The 22,003-nt window shown below is 43.8% G+C and carries 21 protein-coding genes and 2 tRNA genes; 13 read left to right on the forward strand and 10 right to left on the reverse strand.

Going from position 1 to position 22,003, the window contains the following annotated elements; translation table 11 throughout:
• Nucleotides 1-6 precede the first annotated feature (6 nt).
• Entirely contained in the window at nucleotides 7-1,809 is a 1,803-nt protein-coding gene (locus tag EO130_RS09495) for a T9SS type B sorting domain-containing protein (protein ID WP_127141281.1), read from the forward strand.
• Between the two features lie 115 nt (nucleotides 1,810-1,924).
• The gene (locus EO130_RS09500; RefSeq protein ID WP_127141282.1) at nucleotides 1,925-3,367 is read left to right on the forward strand and encodes a T9SS type B sorting domain-containing protein; all 1,443 of its coding nucleotides are present in this window, start codon (nucleotides 1,925-1,927) and stop codon (nucleotides 3,365-3,367) included.
• A gap of 52 nt (nucleotides 3,368-3,419) precedes the next feature.
• On the opposite strand, the gene EO130_RS09505 is transcribed toward EO130_RS09500, so the two are convergent.
• Together EO130_RS09505 and EO130_RS15460 are read right to left on the reverse strand one after the other, a co-directional pair.
• Entirely contained in the window at nucleotides 3,420-4,922 is a 1,503-nt protein-coding gene (locus tag EO130_RS09505; protein WP_127141283.1) for an OmpP1/FadL family transporter, read from the reverse strand.
• A gap of 38 nt (nucleotides 4,923-4,960) precedes the next feature.
• Entirely contained in the window at nucleotides 4,961-6,190 is a 1,230-nt protein-coding gene (locus EO130_RS15460; protein WP_164732915.1) for a hypothetical protein, read from the reverse strand.
• Nucleotides 6,191-6,284: 94 nt separating this feature from the next.
• Between EO130_RS15460 and proS the strand changes: the two genes are divergently transcribed.
• The 4 genes from proS to rpsT all read left to right on the forward strand — a co-directional run bounded on the left by proS (nucleotide 6,285) and on the right by rpsT (nucleotide 8,341).
• On the forward strand, nucleotides 6,285-7,760 hold the full coding sequence (gene proS / locus EO130_RS09520; RefSeq protein ID WP_127141286.1) for a proline--tRNA ligase: 1,476 nt from the start codon (nucleotides 6,285-6,287) through the stop codon (nucleotides 7,758-7,760).
• An 81-nt stretch (nucleotides 7,761-7,841) separates the two neighbouring features.
• Nucleotides 7,842-7,913 (forward strand) — tRNA-Glu (locus tag EO130_RS09525).
• A gap of 69 nt (nucleotides 7,914-7,982) precedes the next feature.
• Nucleotides 7,983-8,054, forward strand: a tRNA-Glu gene (locus EO130_RS09530).
• A 35-nt stretch (nucleotides 8,055-8,089) separates the two neighbouring features.
• Nucleotides 8,090-8,341, forward strand: coding sequence for a 30S ribosomal protein S20 (gene rpsT / locus EO130_RS09535; protein ID WP_127141287.1), 252 nt, complete (start codon nucleotides 8,090-8,092; stop codon nucleotides 8,339-8,341).
• Between the two features lie 64 nt (nucleotides 8,342-8,405).
• On the opposite strand, the gene EO130_RS09540 is transcribed toward rpsT, so the two are convergent.
• The 4 genes from EO130_RS09540 to rho form a co-directional block, all read right to left on the reverse strand.
• On the reverse strand, nucleotides 8,406-9,092 hold the full coding sequence (locus EO130_RS09540) for a hypothetical protein (protein ID WP_127141288.1): 687 nt from the start codon (nucleotides 9,090-9,092) through the stop codon (nucleotides 8,406-8,408).
• A 104-nt stretch (nucleotides 9,093-9,196) separates the two neighbouring features.
• Nucleotides 9,197-9,886, reverse strand: a complete 690-nt coding sequence (locus EO130_RS09545) for a hypothetical protein (protein WP_127141289.1) — start codon at nucleotides 9,884-9,886, stop codon at nucleotides 9,197-9,199.
• Nucleotides 9,887-9,896: 10 nt separating this feature from the next.
• The gene (locus EO130_RS09550) at nucleotides 9,897-10,544 is read right to left on the reverse strand and encodes a hypothetical protein (RefSeq protein WP_127141290.1); all 648 of its coding nucleotides are present in this window, start codon (nucleotides 10,542-10,544) and stop codon (nucleotides 9,897-9,899) included.
• Between the two features lie 130 nt (nucleotides 10,545-10,674).
• Nucleotides 10,675-12,291 (reverse strand): transcription termination factor Rho, encoded by a 1,617-nt coding sequence (gene rho, locus EO130_RS09555; protein ID WP_127141291.1) that lies wholly within the window; start codon nucleotides 12,289-12,291, stop codon nucleotides 10,675-10,677.
• 189 nt (nucleotides 12,292-12,480) lie between these two features.
• Here rho and EO130_RS09560 point away from each other — a divergent pair, with 189 nt between their 5' ends.
• Nucleotides 12,481-12,891: a DUF4293 domain-containing protein gene (locus tag EO130_RS09560; RefSeq protein ID WP_127141292.1), complete on the forward strand. Its 411-nt coding sequence runs from the start codon at nucleotides 12,481-12,483 to the stop codon at nucleotides 12,889-12,891.
• A 64-nt stretch (nucleotides 12,892-12,955) separates the two neighbouring features.
• On the opposite strand, the gene EO130_RS09565 is transcribed toward EO130_RS09560, so the two are convergent.
• Nucleotides 12,956-13,450 (reverse strand): metallophosphoesterase family protein, encoded by a 495-nt coding sequence (locus EO130_RS09565; RefSeq protein ID WP_127141293.1) that lies wholly within the window; start codon nucleotides 13,448-13,450, stop codon nucleotides 12,956-12,958.
• Between the two features lie 88 nt (nucleotides 13,451-13,538).
• On the opposite strand from EO130_RS09565, the gene truA reads away from it, so the two are divergent.
• The gene (truA, locus tag EO130_RS09570; protein WP_127141294.1) at nucleotides 13,539-14,294 is read left to right on the forward strand and encodes a tRNA pseudouridine(38-40) synthase TruA; all 756 of its coding nucleotides are present in this window, start codon (nucleotides 13,539-13,541) and stop codon (nucleotides 14,292-14,294) included.
• A complete protein-coding gene (locus EO130_RS09575) occupies nucleotides 14,278-16,050 on the forward strand; it encodes an ABC transporter ATP-binding protein (RefSeq protein WP_127141295.1) in 1,773 nt (590 codons plus the stop codon). The genes truA and EO130_RS09575 overlap by 17 nt, the downstream gene beginning before the upstream one ends.
• Before the next feature lie 2 nt (nucleotides 16,051-16,052).
• On the opposite strand, the gene EO130_RS09580 is transcribed toward EO130_RS09575, so the two are convergent.
• From EO130_RS09580 to folP, 3 genes are read right to left on the reverse strand one after another with little or no spacing between them, the layout of a single operon-like run.
• A complete protein-coding gene (locus tag EO130_RS09580; RefSeq protein ID WP_127141296.1) occupies nucleotides 16,053-16,829 on the reverse strand; it encodes a DUF3667 domain-containing protein in 777 nt (258 codons plus the stop codon).
• Entirely contained in the window at nucleotides 16,826-17,614 is a 789-nt protein-coding gene (cdaA, locus tag EO130_RS09585) for a diadenylate cyclase CdaA (protein ID WP_127141297.1), read from the reverse strand. Before cdaA ends, EO130_RS09580 begins: the two co-directional genes overlap by 4 nt.
• Nucleotides 17,615-17,658: 44 nt before the next feature.
• Nucleotides 17,659-18,492 carry a dihydropteroate synthase gene (gene folP, locus EO130_RS09590; protein ID WP_127141298.1) on the reverse strand — a complete coding sequence of 278 codons (834 nt, stop codon included), beginning with the start codon at nucleotides 18,490-18,492 and terminating at the stop codon, nucleotides 17,659-17,661.
• Between the two features lie 95 nt (nucleotides 18,493-18,587).
• Between folP and EO130_RS09595 the strand changes: the two genes are divergently transcribed.
• The 4 genes from EO130_RS09595 (at nucleotide 18,588) to prmA (ending at nucleotide 21,999) form a co-directional block, all read left to right on the forward strand.
• Entirely contained in the window at nucleotides 18,588-19,133 is a 546-nt protein-coding gene (locus EO130_RS09595) for a DUF1599 domain-containing protein (RefSeq protein ID WP_127141299.1), read from the forward strand.
• A 139-nt stretch (nucleotides 19,134-19,272) separates the two neighbouring features.
• The gene (locus EO130_RS09600; protein WP_127141300.1) at nucleotides 19,273-20,367 is read left to right on the forward strand and encodes a BT_3928 family protein; all 1,095 of its coding nucleotides are present in this window, start codon (nucleotides 19,273-19,275) and stop codon (nucleotides 20,365-20,367) included.
• 42 nt (nucleotides 20,368-20,409) lie between these two features.
• On the forward strand, nucleotides 20,410-21,159 hold the full coding sequence (tpiA, locus tag EO130_RS09605) for a triose-phosphate isomerase (protein WP_127141301.1): 750 nt from the start codon (nucleotides 20,410-20,412) through the stop codon (nucleotides 21,157-21,159).
• 6 nt (nucleotides 21,160-21,165) lie between these two features.
• Nucleotides 21,166-21,999 (forward strand): 50S ribosomal protein L11 methyltransferase, encoded by an 834-nt coding sequence (gene prmA, locus EO130_RS09610; protein ID WP_127141302.1) that lies wholly within the window; start codon nucleotides 21,166-21,168, stop codon nucleotides 21,997-21,999.
• Nucleotides 22,000-22,003 lie beyond the last annotated feature (4 nt).

Below are 22,003 nucleotides of genomic sequence, written 5' to 3' on the forward strand. Positions count from 1 at the left end.
TCTTTTATGTTGAAACCTATTATAAGGATCGTGCTGCTTTTATTGTTCTGGCAAACTGCACAAGGGCAAGTTGCCCAAGATTGTACCCAAGCAATTCCAATTTGCAGCAATACCCCTGTTAATGGAGGTACCGATGGTTTTGGTACCGATGACTTTAATGGGGCATCATCCAGCGGTTGCTTGGAGCAGACCACAACGGGTGCCATTGAATCCAATTCGGCTTGGTATCGCTTTAGAACGGCTGAAGCTGGCCAATTGGGCTTCAATATAGGGCATAACAGTAATGAGGATTGGGATTTTGCTTTGTACCAAGCTACGGATTGCAACAATTTGGGCGACCCCGTTCGATGTAATTTTTTCGACAACAGTGAGAATACCAGTTTTATAGGAGTGGGGGAGGACCCTACGGGCGATGAAGACTCCGTACACTATGAAGACTGGTTACAGGTTGAGGCTGGTGAGGAGTACTACCTGTTCATCAATAATTTTAGCAACATCAACTCTGGTTTTTCCATACAATTTACAGGAAATGTATGGGTAGATTACCCCAACAGCGCTTTGGATTGTTCCATTGTGAGTAATTTGTTGGGTCCGCCCATCACCGTTTGTGAAGGCGAAACTGTAGTCCTGGATGCAACAACCACAGGGGCTGCCGGTTATGAGTGGTATCGTGATGAAGGGACTGGTTTTCAATTGATATCAGGAGCCAATGGAGCTACCTATACCGTTCCAGGTTCGGGCAATTACCGAGTAGTGGTCCTTACGTCCGCAGAACAAATTGTAAGCGATGTGCAAGTTGGATTTAATGAAGTGCCGGTTACGGGTATGCTGTCTGACGAAACCTTTTGCCATGAACCGGGAATGACCTTTGATTTGAATACTAAAAACGGAGAAGCTCTTAGCGGAATAGATCCAGGTGCTTTTGTGGTCAGTTATCATAGTACCCAAGCCGATGCGCATGCAGGTATAGCTCCATTAGAGCGAAACCATGTCCTTTCAGGCGGTTCGGAAACTATTTATGTGAGGACTACCTCCTTGGCAAATCCTGATTGCTACGATGCTTCCCAAAGTTTTGATATCAATGCCATAGCCACCCCAGTGTTAACCTTCGATGAGCAGGCTGTCATCTGTGAAGCCGTTGGAAGTCTGGAAATCGGGGAAACGCAGCCCAATCCTAATTACACCTATCAATGGAATACAGGAGAGCAAACCCCATCTATTTTGATATCCGAAGCGGGGGAATATATCCTAACGGTAACCCATCAATCCAATGGAATTGTTTGTGAGGCCAGCAGAACGGTTGTGGTCGAGATATCCACCGTGCCCCAAATTTCCAGTATTGATATAGCCGATATGAGTGTCAATAATACCGTTACCATCAATACCGATAGCGATGGTACCTATGAATTTAGTCTAGATGGTACTGATTTTCAAAGCAGCAATGTGTTCCAAGGTGTTCCTCCTGGTGTTCATACCATACGAATGCGAGATTTGTATGGCTGTGGTGAGGTAGAAGAAGACATTGTGGTCGTGGGCTTTCTTACTGCTTTTTCGCCCAATGGCGATGTGTTGAACGAGACTTGGCAGATTGAGGGGCTTTCTACCTTGAACTCGCCCATTGTAACGATTTATGACCGCTATGGTAAACTCATTAAACAAATGAACGAGTTCGATGCTGGATGGGACGGGAATTTTCAAGGGAAACCTTTGCCATCAACCGATTACTGGTTCAAGTTGTCCTACATTGATGCAGATGGCAACCGCACCGTTGCCAAATACCTGCAAAGCCATTTTTCCTTAAGGCGATAGCGAAGTGTTACCGTTTGTCGATTAACGGTAAATTTCTTCGATGACTGCATACTAAAAGCGTAGGTTAAGGAGTTATACTGCTAATAAGCAGCATAATCAATAGCCCCAAAATTCTATGAGAGCTCTATTCAGCGCTATCTGTTTTTTTCTTGTATGCCAGTTGGTCAGCGCGCAAAACTCCCCAGATTGTAGAACAGCGATACCCGTTTGTGCCGATGCTCCCATTTTGGGAACCACCGACGGAGGTGGGGATATTGACGATTTTGATCCTGAGGTCATTACCCAAACCGGATGTTTGGAAAAAGGGAGCGTGAGTTCCGCCAATATCGAAAACAATACGGCTTGGTATGTGTTTAGGGCAGGAACCGATGGTCAAATCGGTTTTGACATTGAAGCCCTTCCCGTTACTCCGGGAAGCCCGGTCACCGCGGAATGGGATTTTGCTCTGTACGGTCCTTTTGATGAAACTTCCAATGAAAATTTTTGCACCATAGTAGGGGATGGAACCGCACAGCCCATTCGTTGCAATTACGAGTATAATGATACCGGTTTCACCGGAATTGGCACCAATCCTGTTGATGGTAGGGAAGGGGCTCCGTTTGTAAAAGGAAGCCAAAACACCTATGATGAATGGTTGAATGTGAGACAGGGCGAAATCTATTATCTCTACATCAATAATTACAACACCAATTTTGATGATGAGCCAGAGGACTTTATCCTCACCTTTACGGGTACTTCTGTGGATGAAGACCAAAATACGGCGCTGGATTGTAGTTTGCGCGATGAGTTTTTAGGTTTCGATATTGTAGCTTGCGAAGGCGACCCGGACATTGTTTTATCTGCCCTTAATTCACCGGCAGGTCCCAATATTGCCAATGTAACATGGAGCGTTGATTTTGATGATGATGGTGTTATCGACCAAATTTTGGCCAATGGTGCTACGGAGACCGAGTTGACTGTTTCCAGCCCCAATTCGGGACGTTATTTTGTTTCTATCGAAACCAATCAGGCAACCATTATAACCGATGATGTATTGATTACCTTCTACGGCACTCCCGAATTGGATGAGGTTCGGGTAATTGACGATTTGGTCAACAGCGACCAGACCGACCCTTACAATATTGAAATTGTCCCCGTGGGAGACGGAAATTATGAATATGCCATCAACGGAGGGGAATATCAGGACGACCCTGTGTTTTTGGATGTTCCTCCTGGCGTAAACACTGTGGTTATTAACGATAAAAACGGTTGTGGCACCACCGAACCTATCGAATTTTTGGTCGTGGGCTATCCAAAATTTTTCACGCCCAATAGTGATGGTGCCCACGATAATTGGACCGTGTATGGGGTAGAGGAGTTGGGCAATCCTGTAGTGTATATTTTCGACCGTTACGGAAAGTTGCTTAAGCAGATTGATGTAAACATCGGTTGGGATGGCACTTTCAATGGGAGGGACATGCCTTCTTCCGATTATTGGTTCCGATTGGAATATGAGCGCAATGATGAAAATGTCATTGTTGCCAGATCCGTGCGAAGACACTTTTCGTTAGTACGATAGATAAAAAAAGGCCGGAATTTCTTCCGACCTTATCGCATTATATTTTCTTTTTCTAGAATTTAAAGGTGTAGCCCAAGGCAATATTCGTGTTTATGCGATTGATAAGCGCAGCATTGTCAACGCCCCCATCGAAGAAGAAGGAATTCGTATCCTGCTCAGTGCGGCTATAGGCCAAATCCAAACGGTTGGCGCCAAAGGTATATCCGATACCTGCGGAGAAACCGGTGAGGTCACCCACAAAATCGGTATCCTCATAAGGGCTTTGCTCATAACGGTAACCAGCTCTAAGGCTTACCTGCTCAATTCGATATTCCCCACCGAGACGGAAAGCATTCACCGCCCCCAAGGTATTTCCTATAAATTCGTTTTCATCAGCAAAGCTTGGATCGGAAGTAGGGCGCAATTCTGCTTTGGACATATCTTGATAGGAATAGTCCAAGCTTATCAATCCATCCTGACCAAACACCAAGGCCAAACTTCCTGTGTATTTTTCAGGAGTCTTGATGCGGTACTCTTCATACAAATTCACTATGTTGAAATTAATGAAGTCGATGTCAGGCACCGCCAAATTGGAATTGATGCGCTGTGAGGTGTCATCCGCGAGCCTATACCAAGTAGGGGATTGATAACTGGCACCCACTCGTACAGTTTGATTCAATTTTGCAATGGCGCCCAGGCTGAATGAAAATCCATTGCCCTCTGTACGCAGAAGGTTGTCGAATGCAATGGTCTGTATCGGCGAATCTGCATCATAACCTTGTTCATCCAAAAGGCTAACTCTTTCATAAAGGACATTATGGAAATTTAAAGATGCCCCTAAGTACAAATTGTCCTTATATTGAGTGGCAAAATTGGCCGTGAACTTACTATTGAATCCAGAGGTGCTCTGTTGATATCGCTGATTTACCGTGCCGTATTGGGCATTGGAGAAATAGTCCGTGTTTTGGTCCACATCGTCTACTGGTTCAATGATACCAGCTTGGAACCCCAAGAAAGCCTGTTGGGCGGAATACCCCAAATTGGCTCCGATATCCAAATAAGCATCTTCCACAAATTCACCTTCCCGCGTACGAAGGGGACCCAAAGGTTCGCCTTGCGCAAAGTTGAGAAAGTAATTGTCAACCCCAACAGCAGTGCTGCCTGAAGCAAAATAAGTATTATCAAAATTTTGGGCCAAATCATAATTAAAGGCCAATGCCAGTTTTTTCCAAGGGCTGTCACTGGACGAAGTAAAAACAAGTACACCACCCACTTGATTAAAATCCAAGGAATTATCAGTAGTGTTGGTTACGGTGCCACCGTACAGGGCATCGTTGTTCCTGTGATAGTTGGAGCCTGTTATACTGATTTCGCTAAAGTTGAACACGGCAGAACCTGCGGGGTTCACGTTAAGGGCAGATAAATCGCCACCCAAGGCTCCAAACGCCCCGCCCATAGCTTGAAATCTAGCGGTTCCCTGTAGGTTCTCGGTGCTGTAGCGTACCACATCATCAATGGTCTGTGCACTTGCAAAAGTGCATGCCAGTACCACGATGAAAGTTGAGATTCTTTTCATTTCTTGTGATTTAGATTAATCGATAAATTATGGAATGATTATGGTCTTCCGCCACCACGTCCACCTCTACTTCCACCGGAAGAACGCGAAGCTCCTCCAGAGGAACGTGAACCACCCGATGATCTACTTACTCCAGAACTTCTGGAGCTTCCACCGGAACTTCTGTAGCTGCCACTAGACCTACTACTTCCGGAATATCCACTACTACGATAGCTTCGTGAGCTATTACCGCTAGAAGATCGGTTGTAACTTCTGCTTGGCGAATAGCCTCTTGAAGACCGTGTTCCAGAACTTCTATTATAGCTTCGGGTTGCATTACTGCCATTATAGCTTCGGTTGCTTCTAGTGGAAGGCGATGTTCCATACCTATTGTTGTAGGATCTTGAATTTCTATTGTAGCTAGGCGAGGTCCGTGTACTTCTACTGGTTCTGTAATCCCGGTTTCTGGCCAAGGCGTCGGCACTTACCGTTCTCCTTACATTGGAGCGATTACTGTAACCACGGGCACTGCGACTTGCCAAGTTATTACTTCGTCCAACGGTTCTGTTGGAACGTCCACTGTTATATCTAAATCCATCGGAATAGCGTCTGTTGGTACGTGAGGCGATGGTAGTTCCAGGCAGGTAGGAATACCCGCGTCTGCCTGAGATACGAGCGTAATTTCTGCCATAATATCCTCTTCCAATGAAGGGTTGGTTCCAATATCCGCCCCAACCCCAGCCAGCATTCCATCCCCAACCAAGGCCTCCCCAGCCCCAGCCAGCGTTCCAGCCCCAGCCGCCGTTCCATAACCAAGGGTCGTTCCAACCCCAGCCAGCGTTCCATAGCCATGGGTCGTTCCAACCCCAGCCCCAGCTGTTGTCATAAACATTTATAGAGATGTTGGATGGATTGTCTCCCCATCCAGGATTGCCATTGTAATTGTTATTGTAGGCGAAATAGTCGGTTTGTTCGCCATAGGGAATGGTATCGTTTTGTGTTTGGCTGGAATAACTTTCCACATCGGTAAAAACCTCACTGTCCAAAATTTCACCGTACTCGTTCGCTTTCTCACCGAAATAGTCCCCATAGATGTTATTTTCCTGCTGCTCAACCCTTTCGGCTTGCGCATTCCTCTTTTCCACGCTTACTACGCGGTTGTTGGGAGTATAGATTCCATCATCATAATAGGAGGCCTGCTGGTAAGAACCGCAGGAGGCCATGATGAGGGCAGTAACCATCAATATGGCGGGGGTTCGTAATTTATTGAGAAGTAAAGACTGTAACATGGTGCAATTTTTATTGTTGAACATACTAAAAATAATTAGTTTTACCCAATCATTTCACTATTAAAGTCGCAAGTTTTGTGCCAAACTACAATTGATGGGTAAAAATTTAACGAGCAGAGCAGAGGATTATTCCAAATGGTATAACGAACTGGTGGTAAAGTCAGATTTGGCTGAAAACTCAGGGGTAAGGGGGTGTATGGTTATCAAGCCCTACGGATATGCTATTTGGGAGAAAATTCAAGGACAATTGGATAAGATGTTCAAGGAAACAGGTCATGAGAACGCCTATTTTCCGCTGTTCATACCCAAGTCCTATTTGAGCAAGGAGGCAAGCCACGTGGAAGGGTTTGCAAAAGAGTGTGCCGTGGTTACCCACTATCGTTTGAAGAATGCGGAGGATGGCAGTGGCATTGTGGTGGACGAGGACGCTAAATTGGAAGAGGAACTCATTGTGCGCCCTACATCTGAGACCATTATCTGGGATACGTATAGAAGATGGATTCAATCCTATCGGGATTTGCCCTTAAAAATCAACCAATGGGCCAATGTGGTGCGTTGGGAGATGAGGACTCGTCTTTTTTTGAGAACTGCCGAGTTTTTGTGGCAGGAAGGCCACACGGCCCATGCTACCCGTGAGGAAGCGCTGGAAGAGGCAGAACTGATGATGAACGTGTATGCCGAGTTTGTTGAAAATTACATGGCCGTGCCCGTAATCAAGGGAACCAAAACCGAAAGTGAGCGTTTTGCCGGCGCAGAAGAAACCTATTGTATTGAGGCCCTTATGCAAGACGGCAAGGCTTTGCAGGCTGGAACCTCACACTTTTTGGGACAGAACTTTGCCAAGGCTTTCGATGTGAAGTTTGCCAATAAGGAAGGTTCACAGGATTATGTCTGGGCCACTTCTTGGGGTGTTTCCACACGATTGATGGGTGCCTTGGTCATGACCCACAGCGATGACAATGGTTTGGTGCTTCCTCCCAAGCTAGCGCCGATACAAGTGGTTATTGTGCCGATTTATAAAGGAATGGACCAATTGGATGCTATTTCAGAAAAAGTGGAGCCTTTGGTCAAGGAGCTCCGCAGTAGAGGAATTACGGTGAAGTATGATACCCGTGACACCCACAAACCAGGCTTTAAGTTCAATGAGTATGAATTGAAAGGTGTTCCCGTCCGACTGGCTGTGGGACAAAGAGATTTGGCTAACGGAACCTTTGAGGTGGCCCGTAGGGACACTTTGACCAAGGAGATTGTAAAGGCCGATGAGGTAGTGGAGAAAGTAGTTGCTTTAATGGACGATATCCAAGAGAACATTTTTAAAAAGGCACTGGATTACAGAAAAGAGCATATTACGGAGGTAGATTCTTATGATGAGTTCAAGAAAGTAATCGAGGAAAAAGGTGGTTTTGTTTCGGCTCATTGGGATGGTACCGCTGAAATGGAGGATAGAATTAAGGAGGAGACAAAGGCAACCATCCGTTGTATTCCTTTGCATGGGCAAAAGGAGGAAGGCAAGTGTATGGTAACGGGAAAACCCTCGGTTCAACGGGTGTTGTTTGCGAAAGCCTACTAAGCAGGTGGCAAAAAATAAAAAATACTGTTGCAAGACTTAAAAATAGTTGTATTTTTGCATCCGCAATTATGCAAGCATAATGGCCCGTTCGTCTAGGGGTTAGGACGCCAGGTTTTCATCCTGGTAACAGGGGTTCGATTCCCCTACGGGCTACAAAGCAGGGTTTAAGCTAAAAAGCTTATTTTAGGTTGGTGGATGTTTAAACCTTCAAGTTGAAATAATGGCCCGTTCGTCTAGGGGTTAGGACGCCAGGTTTTCATCCTGGTAACAGGGGTTCGATTCCCCTACGGGCTACAAAGAAAGAATTTAGAAAGAATTAATTGTAAGCAATGGCAAATCATAAGTCAGCATTAAAGAGAATTAGAAGAAACGAAGCAGTACGTTTGCGTAACAGGTATCAGCACAAAACCGTGCGTAATGCCATCAAAAAATTGCGTAACGAAGAGGATAAGAAAGCTGCTGAAGCTTTGTTGCCCACTGTTGTTGGTATGATCGATAAATTGGCCAAGAAAAATATCATTCACAGTAACAAGGCGGCCAACCTTAAAAGCAAATTGATGACCCAAGTTGCAGCAATGTAATCTTGAATCATTTTTTAAATAGCATAAAGCGTCTCCATATTGGGGGCGCTTTTTTGTTGCTATGCTATCGAAACGCCCTCCTTTTATGAGTGAGTACCCCGATTAGAAAGGAGCCGTACATAAACAAAATCAATACCCACAATATACTTCGTAGGCGGTATTCTACCCATATTTTTGGTGCCTCATACCCGATAAAGATTAGAAACGGAAAGAACGTATGAAAAACCACCAGTCCCAAACTTGTCCAGAACATTAAATTATATCTCATGGGCTGGGAATGGATCTCGTTCCTTTTTTCTTTAAAATAGAGCCAAATCACAAATAGAAGGGTCATGGACGCCACGAGATCTGCGTAATAGAGGTTGGAATAGAACGGGTCTTGAAAGAAAAGGCTAATTCCGTAGGAACAAAGGCTCGTTACGGCACCTACAATGATCCATTTTTTGTATCTGTCCGTTTTTACCAAGCGCCAATAGAGGTAATAGAAAAACGCAAAGGAAATCACGGAATAAATATTGTAGATAATTACATTGTACCAATCATAGTTACTGTCGTTCACTACTTGAAACTCTTCATGGAATTTGATGAAATATCCTAGCAACTCGGTTAAAAAGGTATACATGAGGTACATGGGGTAATACTTCATGGGGGTGACAAAATAAGTGTGGTAACGGGACATGGCCACAAGCCACACAATCAGGTAGAAGGGAATGATGTACTGCTCACTAAGAAATGTAAATAGTTCCTCCATGGGTGTGGGCTACCTGATTGGCTGTCAGTAGCTTTCTGTGTTCGTAAAAATACATAAAAAGCCTCCACGAGGGAGGCTTTCTTTAGGAACTTGTAACATTATGTTTATCGAAAAGCCTTTCTTTTGCCCATTAATAGCCCAAATATGATAATGATGTACATTAAGGCTATGGCGGTAAGTAACAATGGTCTAAAGTATACCTGAATTCCAATGTTGAGGTCCAATAGGTAAATAGTGGAAATAATCGGGAAAAGTGTATAAAAAACAAGAATACCTGTGCTAACCCAGAACATTAAATTAAATTTTAAGGGCTGAGGCAATTGCTCCAACTGCTTTTCCCTAAAGTATGCGAGCACGATGTAGACCATCATCACCGACCCAATGATGTGGGCATAGGTCATTTGATTGTGCAATGGATTGTAGGCTATGGCATTTACAAGATATGCTAAAGCGCATATACCCATCAAATATCCAATTTGCTTTTTGAGATTCTCGTTGTGAAGTACCTTTCGATAAACTTCAAAAAAGAAGATAAAGAAAACGAGCTGGTACACATTATAAATAATGACATTGTGCCAAGCATACCTGCCATCCGAAAAGAATTGGAAATTATTATTGTACTTAATGAGCACGCCCAATAGCTCTGTAAAAAAGGTGTATATGATAATCATTGGAAAGTATTTCAACGGGGTGTCAAAATACCTACGGTACCTCACAATGGCCACTATCCAAGTAATCAAGTATAGCGGCACATAAAAGTGCTCGGTCAGATAATCGAGGAGCTCTGTCGGCATGTCCCTTTATTTAAAAATCGGTGTAGGGAGGCGGTCCCGATCCCCCATGATTAAGGTTCAAGCTTCGATCACCATTTTGAAACAGGGCGGGTACCATGCTTGCTTTGGATGTATTGGCTTCGTTCATGTCGCCATCTTCTGGGCTACCTACTTTATCTTTTATGGGTTTAGCCTTTCCGTCGGCGGTAATATAAAAACCGTATTCCTTACCGTCCATCATAGTGGTAGGTACTATGAATATTGAATTCTGCCTAGGGTGTACCACTTTTTTTCCATCGGGAAAATCGGGCTTGTTGGGATAATTGGCAAAGTAGAGGCGTAGGGATGCTACTTCAACGCCTGCAGCTTCGGCTTCCTGTTCCACATAGGCCATGTAGTTTTTGATGTCCTTATAAGTGAAAGAGGTGAAACGGGCAGGGATAAATTTTTCGTCCGGATTTTGCTCCATTTCAAACTGTTCGATCATAGCCACCCTGTTCCGGGTATAATTGTCGTAAAGGGATTTGGATTCTTCCAGGGATATGATGCCCTCTGGAGGTGATACTTTTTCAGGTGTCGGTTCGGTAGGCTCTTCTTTCTTCGGACCCTGCTGGCAAGCTCCCAATAGTAATAGTGATGCTCCAAAAAAAGCAAACAAGGCCTTTCTGTTGTGTTTCATAGTAAAGTGTTTAAAGTTCAGTTTTGAGGAAACCGAACTAAAGATATGCCTTTTCTATAAATTGACTCAACAAAAAACCCTTCAAAGCAAATTGAAGGGTTAAGTGTTTTTATTTGTGACCGAATTATTTTTACTCGTTCATGGTGAGCAAAAACTCCTCGTTGTTCTTGGTTTGCTTTATGCGCTGCTCCATAAATTCCATTGCTTCGATAGGATTCATGTCCGCAAGGTATTTGCGCAAGATCCACATACGTTGAATGGTATTTTCGTCCAACAAAAGGTCGTCCCTTCGGGTGGATGATGAAATAAGGTCAATGGCAGGGAAGATCCTACGGTTGGAGATTCTTCTATCCAATTGAAGCTCCATATTACCGGTACCCTTGAATTCCTCAAAGATCACTTCGTCCATTTTGGAGCCTGTCTCCGTTAATGCCGTAGCGATGATGGACAACGACCCACCATTTTCAATGTTACGGGCGGCGCCAAAGAAACGTTTTGGCTTGTGCAGCGCATTGGCATCCACACCACCACTCAATACCTTACCAGAAGCTGGCTGTACGGTGTTATAGGCACGGGCCAAACGGGTGATGGAATCCAAAAGAATCACTACATCGTGACCACATTCCACCAATCTTTTCGCTTTATCAAGAACAATATTGGCAACCCTTACGTGCTCGGTGGCTTCCTTATCAAAAGTGGAAGCAACTACTTCACCACGTACATTACGTTGCATATCGGTAACCTCTTCAGGGCGCTCATCGATCAAAAGGATGATTTGATACACCTCTGGGTGGTTGGCCGCAATGGCGTTGGCAATATCCTTAAGTAACATGGTCTTACCCGTTTTAGGTTGCGAAACGATCATTCCCCTTTGTCCTTTTCCGATAGGCGAGAACAGGTCCATGATTCTTGTGGAGATGGTGCTCTGTAATTCTGCCAATTTGAATTTTTCCTTTGGAAATAACGGGGTAAGGTGCTCAAAAGCAACCCTATCGCGTACTACCTGGGGATCAAGTCCATTGATTTTGTTCACCTTGATCAGTGGGAAGTATTTTTCACCTTCCTTTGGCGGACGGATGTTGCCCAAAATCGTATCCCCGGATTTTAATCCGAACAAACGTATTTGCGATTGGGAAACATAAATATCGTCGGGAGAAGAGAGGTAGTTATAATCGGAAGACCTGAGAAATCCGTAACCATCCTGCATAATGTCCAACACACCTTCGCTTTCGATAATGCTGTCGAATTCGAACTCAGGCTCTTTGTACCTATTTTTTAGGTCCTTGTCAAAATTGCTGTTCTTTTTGTCGTGGTGGCCTTTGTTGTGCTGCGTATTGTTATTATTGCTCCTTTTGTTGCTTTGGCTCTTCTGGGAGTTGTTGTTATTGGTGTTCTGAGGTTTGCTGTCCTTCTTTTGTTGTGGACTTTGCCCTTTTGAATCATCCTTTTTGTTTCGAGGCTCTCTTTTCTGTGGAGCTTTTTCGGGGGCGTCCCCTTTGTTGTCATTTGCCTCGGTCTTTTTCGGGCGCGGGGTCCTAGCTCTTTTTTGTTTGGGCTCTGACTTTTCGTCCGCTGTTGCTGTAGCTACCGTTTCTGCAACGGCTTTAGGGTTGGAGGCCTGTACATCCAGTATTTGGTAAACTAGGTCCAGTTTTTTCAACGTTTTGAATTTGGGGACATTGAGCTCTTTTGCAATCTCTTGCAACTCAGGAAGCTTTTTAGCTTTTAGATCTGAAATCTCGAACATTAAATAATGAAATAAGTTAAACTTGTGTGATTCTAAATATGAAGTGAGGTTATTTGGATACTACTGGAGAAAAGAATTTCTTGGTAGGCGCTTGCTAATAACACCACAATAATACGAATTATTTTTCAAGAATAAGTCCTCATTTCTCAAAAAGACGCCTATTTTTGCCATTGGAAATCAAATTTTGCAATGATTCAACGCGTACAAACGTTATTTCTACTCGCAGTCGGCCTAGTTTCGGGCATACTGCCGTTCTTTTTGAACCTATGGGTGGAAGTAGGCGGAAAAGAAGTGTTTGCCCAGGACGAAGTACTGGTCAGCCTTGTTTTTTATGTTGTGACCGTTTTGGCCGTTGTGTCGATTGTGATGTACAAGAAAAGACAAAATCAATTTGTGGTGAACAGATTGAATATGATATTGAACCTTTTTTTACTAGGATTTTTCGTTTATCGATCGCTAAGCTTATCCGGAGAAACTGTGGTTTCTGAGAAGGGTATTGGGATGCTGATTCCTGTATTTTCTATCGTTTTTCTGGTCCTGGCTAACAGGGCTATCAAAAAGGATGAAGATCTTGTAAAATCTGTTGATCGCTTACGTTGAACCTAACATCTTAGTAGTATTAGTGCGAAAAAACCCTGGCTTCGGCCGGGGTTTTTATGTTTGGTTACCGTTTGCCAAGTTCTACAACCTCCAGGTCACTGATTTTTTCCCCATCGATTACAAACCGAAGCATGGTCCGCACTTGATGAAAGCCGTGTTTGCCACAGGCTCCGGGGTTCATGTGCAAAAGCCCCAATTTTTTGTCGTGCATTACTTTTAGAATATGGGAATGCCCACAAATAAATAGTTTTGGCGGATTGCTTCTTATCTCATCCTGCACACGAACGTTGTATCGATTTGGGTAACCACCAATATGTGTAATCCATACATCGACCCCTTCGCACATGAATCGATTGTTTTCCGGAAACTCTTTTTGGATCACATGGTCGTCAATATTTCCGAACACGCCCCGAACAGGTTTTAACGCTTTCAAGCTATCGGTTACAGCAAGGTTCCCAATGTCGCCAGCATGCCAAACTTCGTCAGCCTGGGCGGCATATTTCAGAATGGTCTCATCCATATGTCCGTGCGTATCGGAAAGCAATAAAATCTTTGTCATTTCGCTAAAAATATGCTAAAAACCCAAGGTCGGATTTAGTTTGGAAAGGATTCAATTATCTTTACGGGCTTAAAAGTAAGGGATCCCATTGAGATATTTTATCCAATTTTCTTATTTCGGAAAAGCGTACCACGGGTGGCAGAACCAACCCAATGCCATCACGGTGCAGGAGGTGTTGGAAAAGGCCCTCTCCACCTTGCTTCGTGAAACTGTGGAGGTTGTGGGAGCGGGAAGAACCGATGCGGGTGTCCATGCCAGACAGATGTTCGCACATTTTGATGTTGAACCTATTTTGGATCTGGATGAGTTGGTGTACCGGTTGAATGCCTTTTTGCCCGATGATATCGTGGTGCAGCACATACGGCAGGTTCCAGAGGATGCCCATGCCCGTTTTGACGCCGTGGAACGTACTTACGAATATTGGGTGGTGAGGGAAAAAGACCCTTTTTTGTGGGATCATGCACATTGGGTAAAGCATCCGTTGGATATGGATGCGATGAACAAAGCAGCTAAAATCCTATTGGACTACACAGATTTTGAATGTTTTTCCAAATCCAATACCGATGTAAAAACGTTTAACTGTGATGTTAGGGAGGCCTATTGGAAAATCGATTCCGAAAAATGGGTGTTCACCATAACGGCAGATAGATTTCTGCGGAATATGGTGCGCGCTGTGGTAGGCACACTACTGGATGTGGGCACGGGGAAAATCTTGCCCGAAGACATCCATAAAATAATCGCAAGTAAAGATAGGGGAGAGGCAGGGGTCTCTGTCCCCGCAAAAGGGTTATATTTGACCAAGGTTATATACCCAAAAGAAATTTTTGATGAGCAAAAAGGATGATGCAGGAAAGGCGTTTGATTTTCGCCTTTTTAAACGGGTTTTTTCACGGACCAGGCCTTACAGGGGCATTTTTTGGTTGGTGGCCATCGTGGCGATTCTCTCCGCTGCATTTGCCATTGGAATACCCTTATTGGTAAAAACTATTATCAACCAATCGCTGGAAAGCAAAGACGGGGGACAACTGCTCACCAATGTCCTTTATATGTTGGCCTTTCTATTGGGCCAGGTCACCACGCAATTATTGTTCAATTACTACGCAAACCTTTTGGGTGAATCGGTGATCAGGGATATTCGGGTCAATCTATTTGAGAAAATGACCAGCTTTAAAATGACCTATTTCGATAATTCCTCCATCGGCGTATTGGTCACTAGGGCAGTTGCCGATATGCAGCGAATTGGCGAAATCTTTAGCCAAGGTTTCTTCATGATAGTTGCCGATGCCCTAAAAATGTTGTCGGCCGCCATTATTATGGTGGTCATCAATTGGAAATTGGCACTGATTGTTTTTGCTATTCTCCCTGTTATATTGATTGCTACGCGGCTTTTTCAACAAGCTATGAAAGTAGCCTTTATCGAGGTGAGGGCCCAAGTGTCCAACCTGAACTCCTTTGTGCAGGAGCGCATTGCAGGGATGAAGATCGTACAGCTTTTTAACCGCGAGGAAATTGAAAAGGAAAAGTTTCGCGTCATCAATGAGAGGCATCAAAACGCTTGGTTAAAGACCGTTTGGTACAACTCCATCTTTTTTCCTGTAGCAGAAATATCGAACTCTATCGGTATTGGATTGGTAGTGTATTTTGGCGTTATCCAAAACATTCAAAATGTGGGAATGGACAATAAAGGAGCGATTGTCGCCTTCTTTTTCCTCATGGATCTCTTGTTCCGTCCATTGCGCCAGATTGCAGATAAGTTCAATACACTGCAAATGGGTATGGTGGCGGCCAACCGTGTGTTCAAGATTTTGGATACCGATAGCCATATTGACGATAACGGAACCGTAGAGAAAAAGGATGTGAAAGGCGATATCGAGTTCAAGGACGTTCACTTTGGCTATGTACCCGATGAGGAGGTGCTGCATGGAATTTCCTTTAAGGTGAAAGCAGGGGAGACCGTTGCCATTGTAGGGGCTACGGGTGCCGGGAAATCTACGATCATCAATCTGCTCAACCGATTCTATGAAATCAATTCCGGGAAAATTCTGGTGGATAACGTCAGTTTGGAGGATTATACCTTAAAGTCATTGCGTTCCCATATCGCGATTGTTTTACAGGATGTTTTCTTGTTTGCCGACACCATCGCCAACAATATTTCGCTCCGTGATGAGCATGTGACTGCCGAGCAAATAGAGGCCGCCGCCAAACAGATCGGCGTGCACGAGTTTATTTCGAGTCTTCCAGGTGGTTACCAATACAACGTGAAAGAACGGGGTACCATGCTCTCCAGTGGTCAACGCCAATTGATTGCTTTCCTTCGTGCCTATGTAAGCAACCCCAGTATCTTGATTTTGGACGAGGCCACTTCTTCGGTAGATACCTATTCCGAACAATTGATACAACAGGCTACCGATAAGATAACCGAAGGTAGGACCTCTATTATTATAGCGCACCGTCTAGCGACCATCAAAAAGGCAGACAAGATCATTGTGATGGATGCAGGGAAAATCATAGAAACCGGCACCCACAAGGAACTTTTGGACAAAGGCGGTTACTACAACGACCTGTACAATGCGCAATTCTTGGCGGAGGAAGTGGCTTAACTTTACTGTGGAGGCAAGAAATCTTCAACTTTTAGCTCGCCAATCAAAAGCAGGAGTAGAGGAAGGAAAATTGAAAAACCGAGGTAAAGAACAAGCAGAATAAAATAAAAAAGCAACAATCTCCCAAAAAGTGCTATTCCTCTGGATTTCGAAATCCGTACAATGACATAGGTGGTGTAAACCATCATGAATAGCATGGCAACCAACGAGAAGTTGACATATTGTTCTGGGATGAACAATAAAAGAAGGATGGATGGAAGAAATATAATTACGCTGTAATGTCCGAGGCTGTATATAAAAATAATGGTCCGCTCGGCAAAATTGTACCTTTTTTGATCAAAACATAACCAACCCGCTATAGTCATCATCGGAACAAACAATAAAAAAATAAGTGCTTGGTAGTCTAGAATAAAATCCATTAGTTTTTCCTGATACTTCGTAGTCACACCATTATTTAGCATATTGAAATTGATGGCATCACCCGATTTGACCATCAAAAAAACGATAAGTCCTGAAAGTGTAATCGCAATCCCCATATAACTAATCGGGTTAAGGTATTTTCTGCGAATTCCTTGAAGATATCCCTCAATGACCACCTCTGGTTTAGTTGTTAAATGAACAAGAGTCCTTATAAAGGTGTTATCCAGATTAAAATAACGCTCTAAAAAATCTGTCCAAAGATTTTTAATGGTGATTCGGTTGCGTATCACTTTTGCGCCACAAGCGGGACAATACAAATAATCCGTTCGCAATCTTGCGTCACAATTTTTGCAGGTCATTGCTCCAAATCCTTTTTAATGCGTTTGATCAATTCCTCCCGTCCCTTAAAGGGTACAAAATCCCCATTTTTAATGTAAGATATCGATCCCGTTTCCTCGCTCACTACGAGGCAGAGCGCATCTGTTTTTTCGGTGATGCCCACGGCCGCCCGGTGTCGTAGTCCAAAACGGAGGGGAATATTCCGGTCGTTGGACACGGGCAATATGACCCGGGTCGCGGTTATCGAGTTATCCTGAATCACAATGGCCCCGTCGTGCAAGGGACTATTTTTAAAGAAAATGCTTTCTAGAATGGGCTGGGTCACTTTAATGTCCATCGCATCCCCAGTGGATTTTACAAAGTCCATGGAATTGTTGCGTTCAATTACGATCAGTGCGCCGGTTTTGGACGTAGCCATGCGTTCGCAGGCCCCGATAATGGCGTCTACATCCGTACTGGTGGAAATGGCTTCCTGCTTCAAGAATTTAAAGTGCTTGAAAATATTTCGTTTGGAGGCAAAGTTGGTCGAGCCGATCATCAACAAAAACTTGCGTATCTCCTGTTGGAAAACGATGATAAGGGCAATCAAGCCAATATTCATAAAACCGCCTACCATGCTGCTGATCATTTTCATTTGGAGCAGCTCGGTAAGTTTCCAAAGCGCCCAAACAATCACGATCCCTATGAAAATATTGATGGCAACGGTACCCCTGACCAGTTTGTAAATGTAATAGAGAAGCGCGGCCACGAGGACAATATCGATGATATCCGTAATCTTGAACTCGAGAAAATTTAGAAAATCCAATGGCAGCGTTTTTGTAAAATTAGCAAAAATAGCAGAACCTCAAATTAGAGCGCATTCTCTTTTAAGACCTCTACAAGTTTAACACATTCCATGGCTTCTTTTACATCATGGGCCCTAATTATGTTCGCGCCTTTTAAAAGGGCTATAGTGTGCAGTGCCGTGGTTCCGTTAAGTGCTTCCTGTGGAGACGATCCCAAGACTTTGTAAATCATAGATTTTCGGCTCAATCCAATTAAAATGGGCAAACCAAAGGTTTGGAACAGATCCAAATGGTTCAGCAAGGTGTAGTTCTGTTCGGTAGTCTTGGCAAAACCAAACCCAGGGTCAATGATGATGTCATTGATTTTTTTGGAGGTCGTTTCCCGTATTTTTTCGGAAAAATAGCTTCTCAAATCCTTGATCACATCCGAATAGGTCGCTTGTTTTTGCATGGACTGGGGTGTCCCTTTCATATGCATCATAATATACGGCACTTGGTAGTTGGCTACCGTATCGAACATCGTTTTGTCCAAATTCCCTGCCGAAATATCGTTGATTAGGGCCGCCCCGTGTTCAATACTCTCTGCAGCTACCTTGCTTCGAAAGGTGTCCACAGAAATCAGGATATCCGGAAATTTATTTAGGATAAGGTCTATCACGGGAATCATCCGTTGCAGTTCTTCATCTTCTGGAACATGCTCGGCCCCTGGTCGCGAACTGTAAGCTCCCATATCAATAAAGGTGGCACCGTGATTTAGCATATACTCTACCTGATCGAGGATAGAAGTTTCGTCCTTGTACTTGCCACCATCAAAAAAAGAATCGGGCGTGAGGTTAAGAATGCCCATTACTTTGGGCCTTTTAAGATCTACGAGTTCACCTTTGCAGTTTATGGTCATAAAAAATATCTGCTTTGTTGGGTTTCATTATCTTTGGCAAAATGGGCTTGGCTACGACCAAGTCGGACGAAATTTACGCAAATTAGCAACAATACATGCAGCAGACTTCCCAACAATATGACGCGGTGATTCAAACCTGCCGGGAATTGTTTTCAAAAAAAGCAAAGGATTATGGCACGGCATGGCGAATCCTGAGGTTGCCCTCGCTTACCGACCAGATTTTTATTAAAGCACAACGTATTCGAGGCCTTCAGCAGAATGATGTGCGCAAAGTGGATGAGGATGAGCGTTCGGAATTTATTGGAATCATCAATTATGCCATCATGGCGCTGATTCAAATACAAAAAGGAGTGGTGGAGCAGCCGGACCTTACCGCCGAAGAGGCCATTGCCTTGTATGACGAACAGGTGGCCATCACCAAAAAATTGATGGAGGACAAAAATCACGATTACGGGGAGGCATGGCGCGATATGCGGGTCAGTTCACTTACGGATTTGATTCTGCAAAAATTACTCCGTGTAAAACAGATTGAAAACAATAAGGGTGCGACCCTGGTAAGCGAGGGAGTGGATGCCAATTATCAGGATATGGTCAACTATGCGGTTTTTGCGCTCATACATTTAGGTGCAAATTCCAATTGATATATAATCGGCAAAGACAAGAGTTCGATATAACAGACTTTGCAAAGAATGTTAGAAGAGTTAAAACTCAGAACTATAGTCAATCAAATTTGTGAAATTCGTGTCCAGTAGAGTAATCTGGCTTTAATTGAAAAAAAATATGAAATATTTGGTCTGGATATCAAGGATTATTGTAGGTGTGCTGTTCATTATCAGCGGTCTCATCAAGTTGAACGACCCTATGGGATTTTCATTCAAACTGGAAGAATACTTTAGTCCGAGCGTGCTGGATTTACCATTTTTAACGCCCTTGGCATTGGGAATTTCAATATTTGTCGTCATTGTTGAGGTTATTTTAGGTGTTTTGCTTCTGATTGGTTTTAAACCAAAGTTTACCGTTTGGAGTCTGTTGTTGATGATTATTTTCTTCACCTTCCTCACCTTCTATTCCGCCTATTTCAATAAAGTGACGGATTGCGGTTGCTTTGGGGATGCCATCAAACTAACGCCATGGGAATCCTTCACCAAGGATGTCATTTTATTGGTGTTCATTCTGATACTGTTCTACGGTAGAAAGTACATTACGCCGCTGTTCGGTTCAAAAGTCAACTGGTCCATTGGAGGAGTGGCGTTGTTGGCTTGTATCTTGTTTGCCAATCATGTATTGGCGCATTTGCCGGTCGTGGACTTTAGACCATACAAGATTGGGACAAATATCCAAGAAGGAATGTCCGTTCCAGAAGATGCGCCACAACCGGTGTACGAATATGCTTGGCGATTTAAAGTGAATGGCGAAGAACAGATTTACGTTACCCAAGGTGATTACCCTTCTGTAGATGGGGAATTTATCGATGTGGAAACTACAGAAATCCAAAAAGGATATGAACCGCCCATTCACGACTTTACGATTGAGCAAGAAGGGAAGGATTATGCCTCGCGGGTTTTGGAAGTGGAAAAATTGGTAATGGTCATCGCTTACGATTTGGTAAAGAGCAACGAGGATGCCTTTAGGGAAGTTGCCAAAGTGACTTCAGAAGCCAAACAAAAGGGATATAAGGTGATAGGTATGTCCGCTTCAAGCAGTGATATGGCCAATCGGATTGTGGATACCTATGGTCTGAACTTTAAATTCTTTTTTACTGATGAGACGACCTTGAAGACCATTGTGCGTTCCAATCCAGCTATTCTGGTGCTCAACAAAGGAACCATCCAGCAAAAAGTACATTACAACGATTTTGATGAGCTTAAGTTTTAATCAAACGACAAAACGAAAACGAAAAATATAATAACAGATATCATGAGAACAAAGATTGTGGCAGGAAACTGGAAAATGAACAAGAACCTTCAGCAAACGGAGGAACTATTGGCCGAGCTTTCCGCCAAACTACCCGATACCGATGCCGATGTAATTGTAGCACCGACCTTTGTGAACCTTCAAGCCGCTAAACAGGCTTTGCAGGATTCAAAGATTCAGGTAGCTGCGCAAAACATGCATTTTGCCGAAAGCGGCGCTTACACTGGTGAAATCTCTGCCGATATGTTGTTGGGATTGGACGTGGACATCGTCATTCTAGGACATTCCGAAAGGCGTGCCTATTTTGGCGAGGATGATGCCCTTTTGGCCAAAAAAGTAAAAACAGCCGTGGAAAAAGGACTTAAGGTCATTTTTTGCTTCGGGGAGGAATTGGACGACAGGAAATCCGGCAATCATTTTTCCGTAGTGGAAAGCCAATTAAAAAATGCGTTGTTCGAACTTAAAGCCAGTGCATGGAGCAAGATTGTGCTTGCCTACGAGCCCGTTTGGGCCATTGGTACAGGGGAGACCGCCAGCCCGGAGCAAGCCCAAGAAATGCATGCCTTCATCAGAAAAACCATTGCCGATGGATTTAATGCCTCTATTGCCGAAGATGTTTCCATTTTGTATGGCGGTAGTGTGAAACCGGGGAATGCAAAGGAAATATTTTCCAAGCCGGATGTCGATGGTGGACTCATTGGAGGCGCTTCGTTGGTGGCCAAGGATTTTACGGATATTATCAAGGCCATTTAAATCACGATAACGTTGGTCTACCTCGAATATGATTTTAAGATAAGCCCGCTCCAACCCACATCCGATATCTTGATTGCGGAGTTAGGGGAGTTGGGTTTTGAAAGTTTTGTGGAAACGGAAACAGGAATTTTGGCCTATATGCTCAAATCGGAATGGCAAGATCAAAACTTGGAGAGCCTTTTTGCGTTCCAAAATCCAGATGTAAAAATCAGCTGGACCCGCAAGGAGATTGAGCAACAAAACTGGAATGCGGAGTGGGAGAAGAATTTCCATCCCATCCTGGTGGGGGACCGCTGCATGGTGCGTGCACCTTTTCATCAACCAGAGGCCGTAGATTATGATATTGTCATAGAGCCGAAAATGAGCTTTGGCACGGGGCACCACGAAACCACCCACATGATGCTCCAGCATATTTTGGACGATGATTTTGAGGGGAAAACCGTGTTGGACATGGGTTGTGGAACCGGAGTGCTGGCCATTTTGGCCAGAAAGAGCGGTGCCGTCGATGTGGAGGCCATCGATATTGATGAATGGTGCTTTTTGAATACCCAAGAAAATGTGGAACGCAACCATTGTCCAGAAATCAAGGCATTTCAAGGAGATAGTAGTTTGCTTAAAGACAAAAAGTATGATGTGATTTTGGCAAATATCAACCGAAATATTCTGCTGGAGGATATCCCTACCTATGCAGATTGTCTTAACAAGGGAGGAACACTTTTTTTAAGTGGCTTTTATTTAGATGATTTGGATGCAATTTCCTCAAAATGTGGTGCGTATGGTTTGGAATTTGAAAAAAATTTGGAGAAGAACAACTGGGTTGCGGCAAAATATGTAAATTAGAAAG

Source organism: Flagellimonas marinaquae (genome assembly GCF_003992675.1).
GTDB classification, from domain to species: Bacteria; Bacteroidota; Bacteroidia; order Flavobacteriales; family Flavobacteriaceae; genus Flagellimonas; species Flagellimonas marinaquae.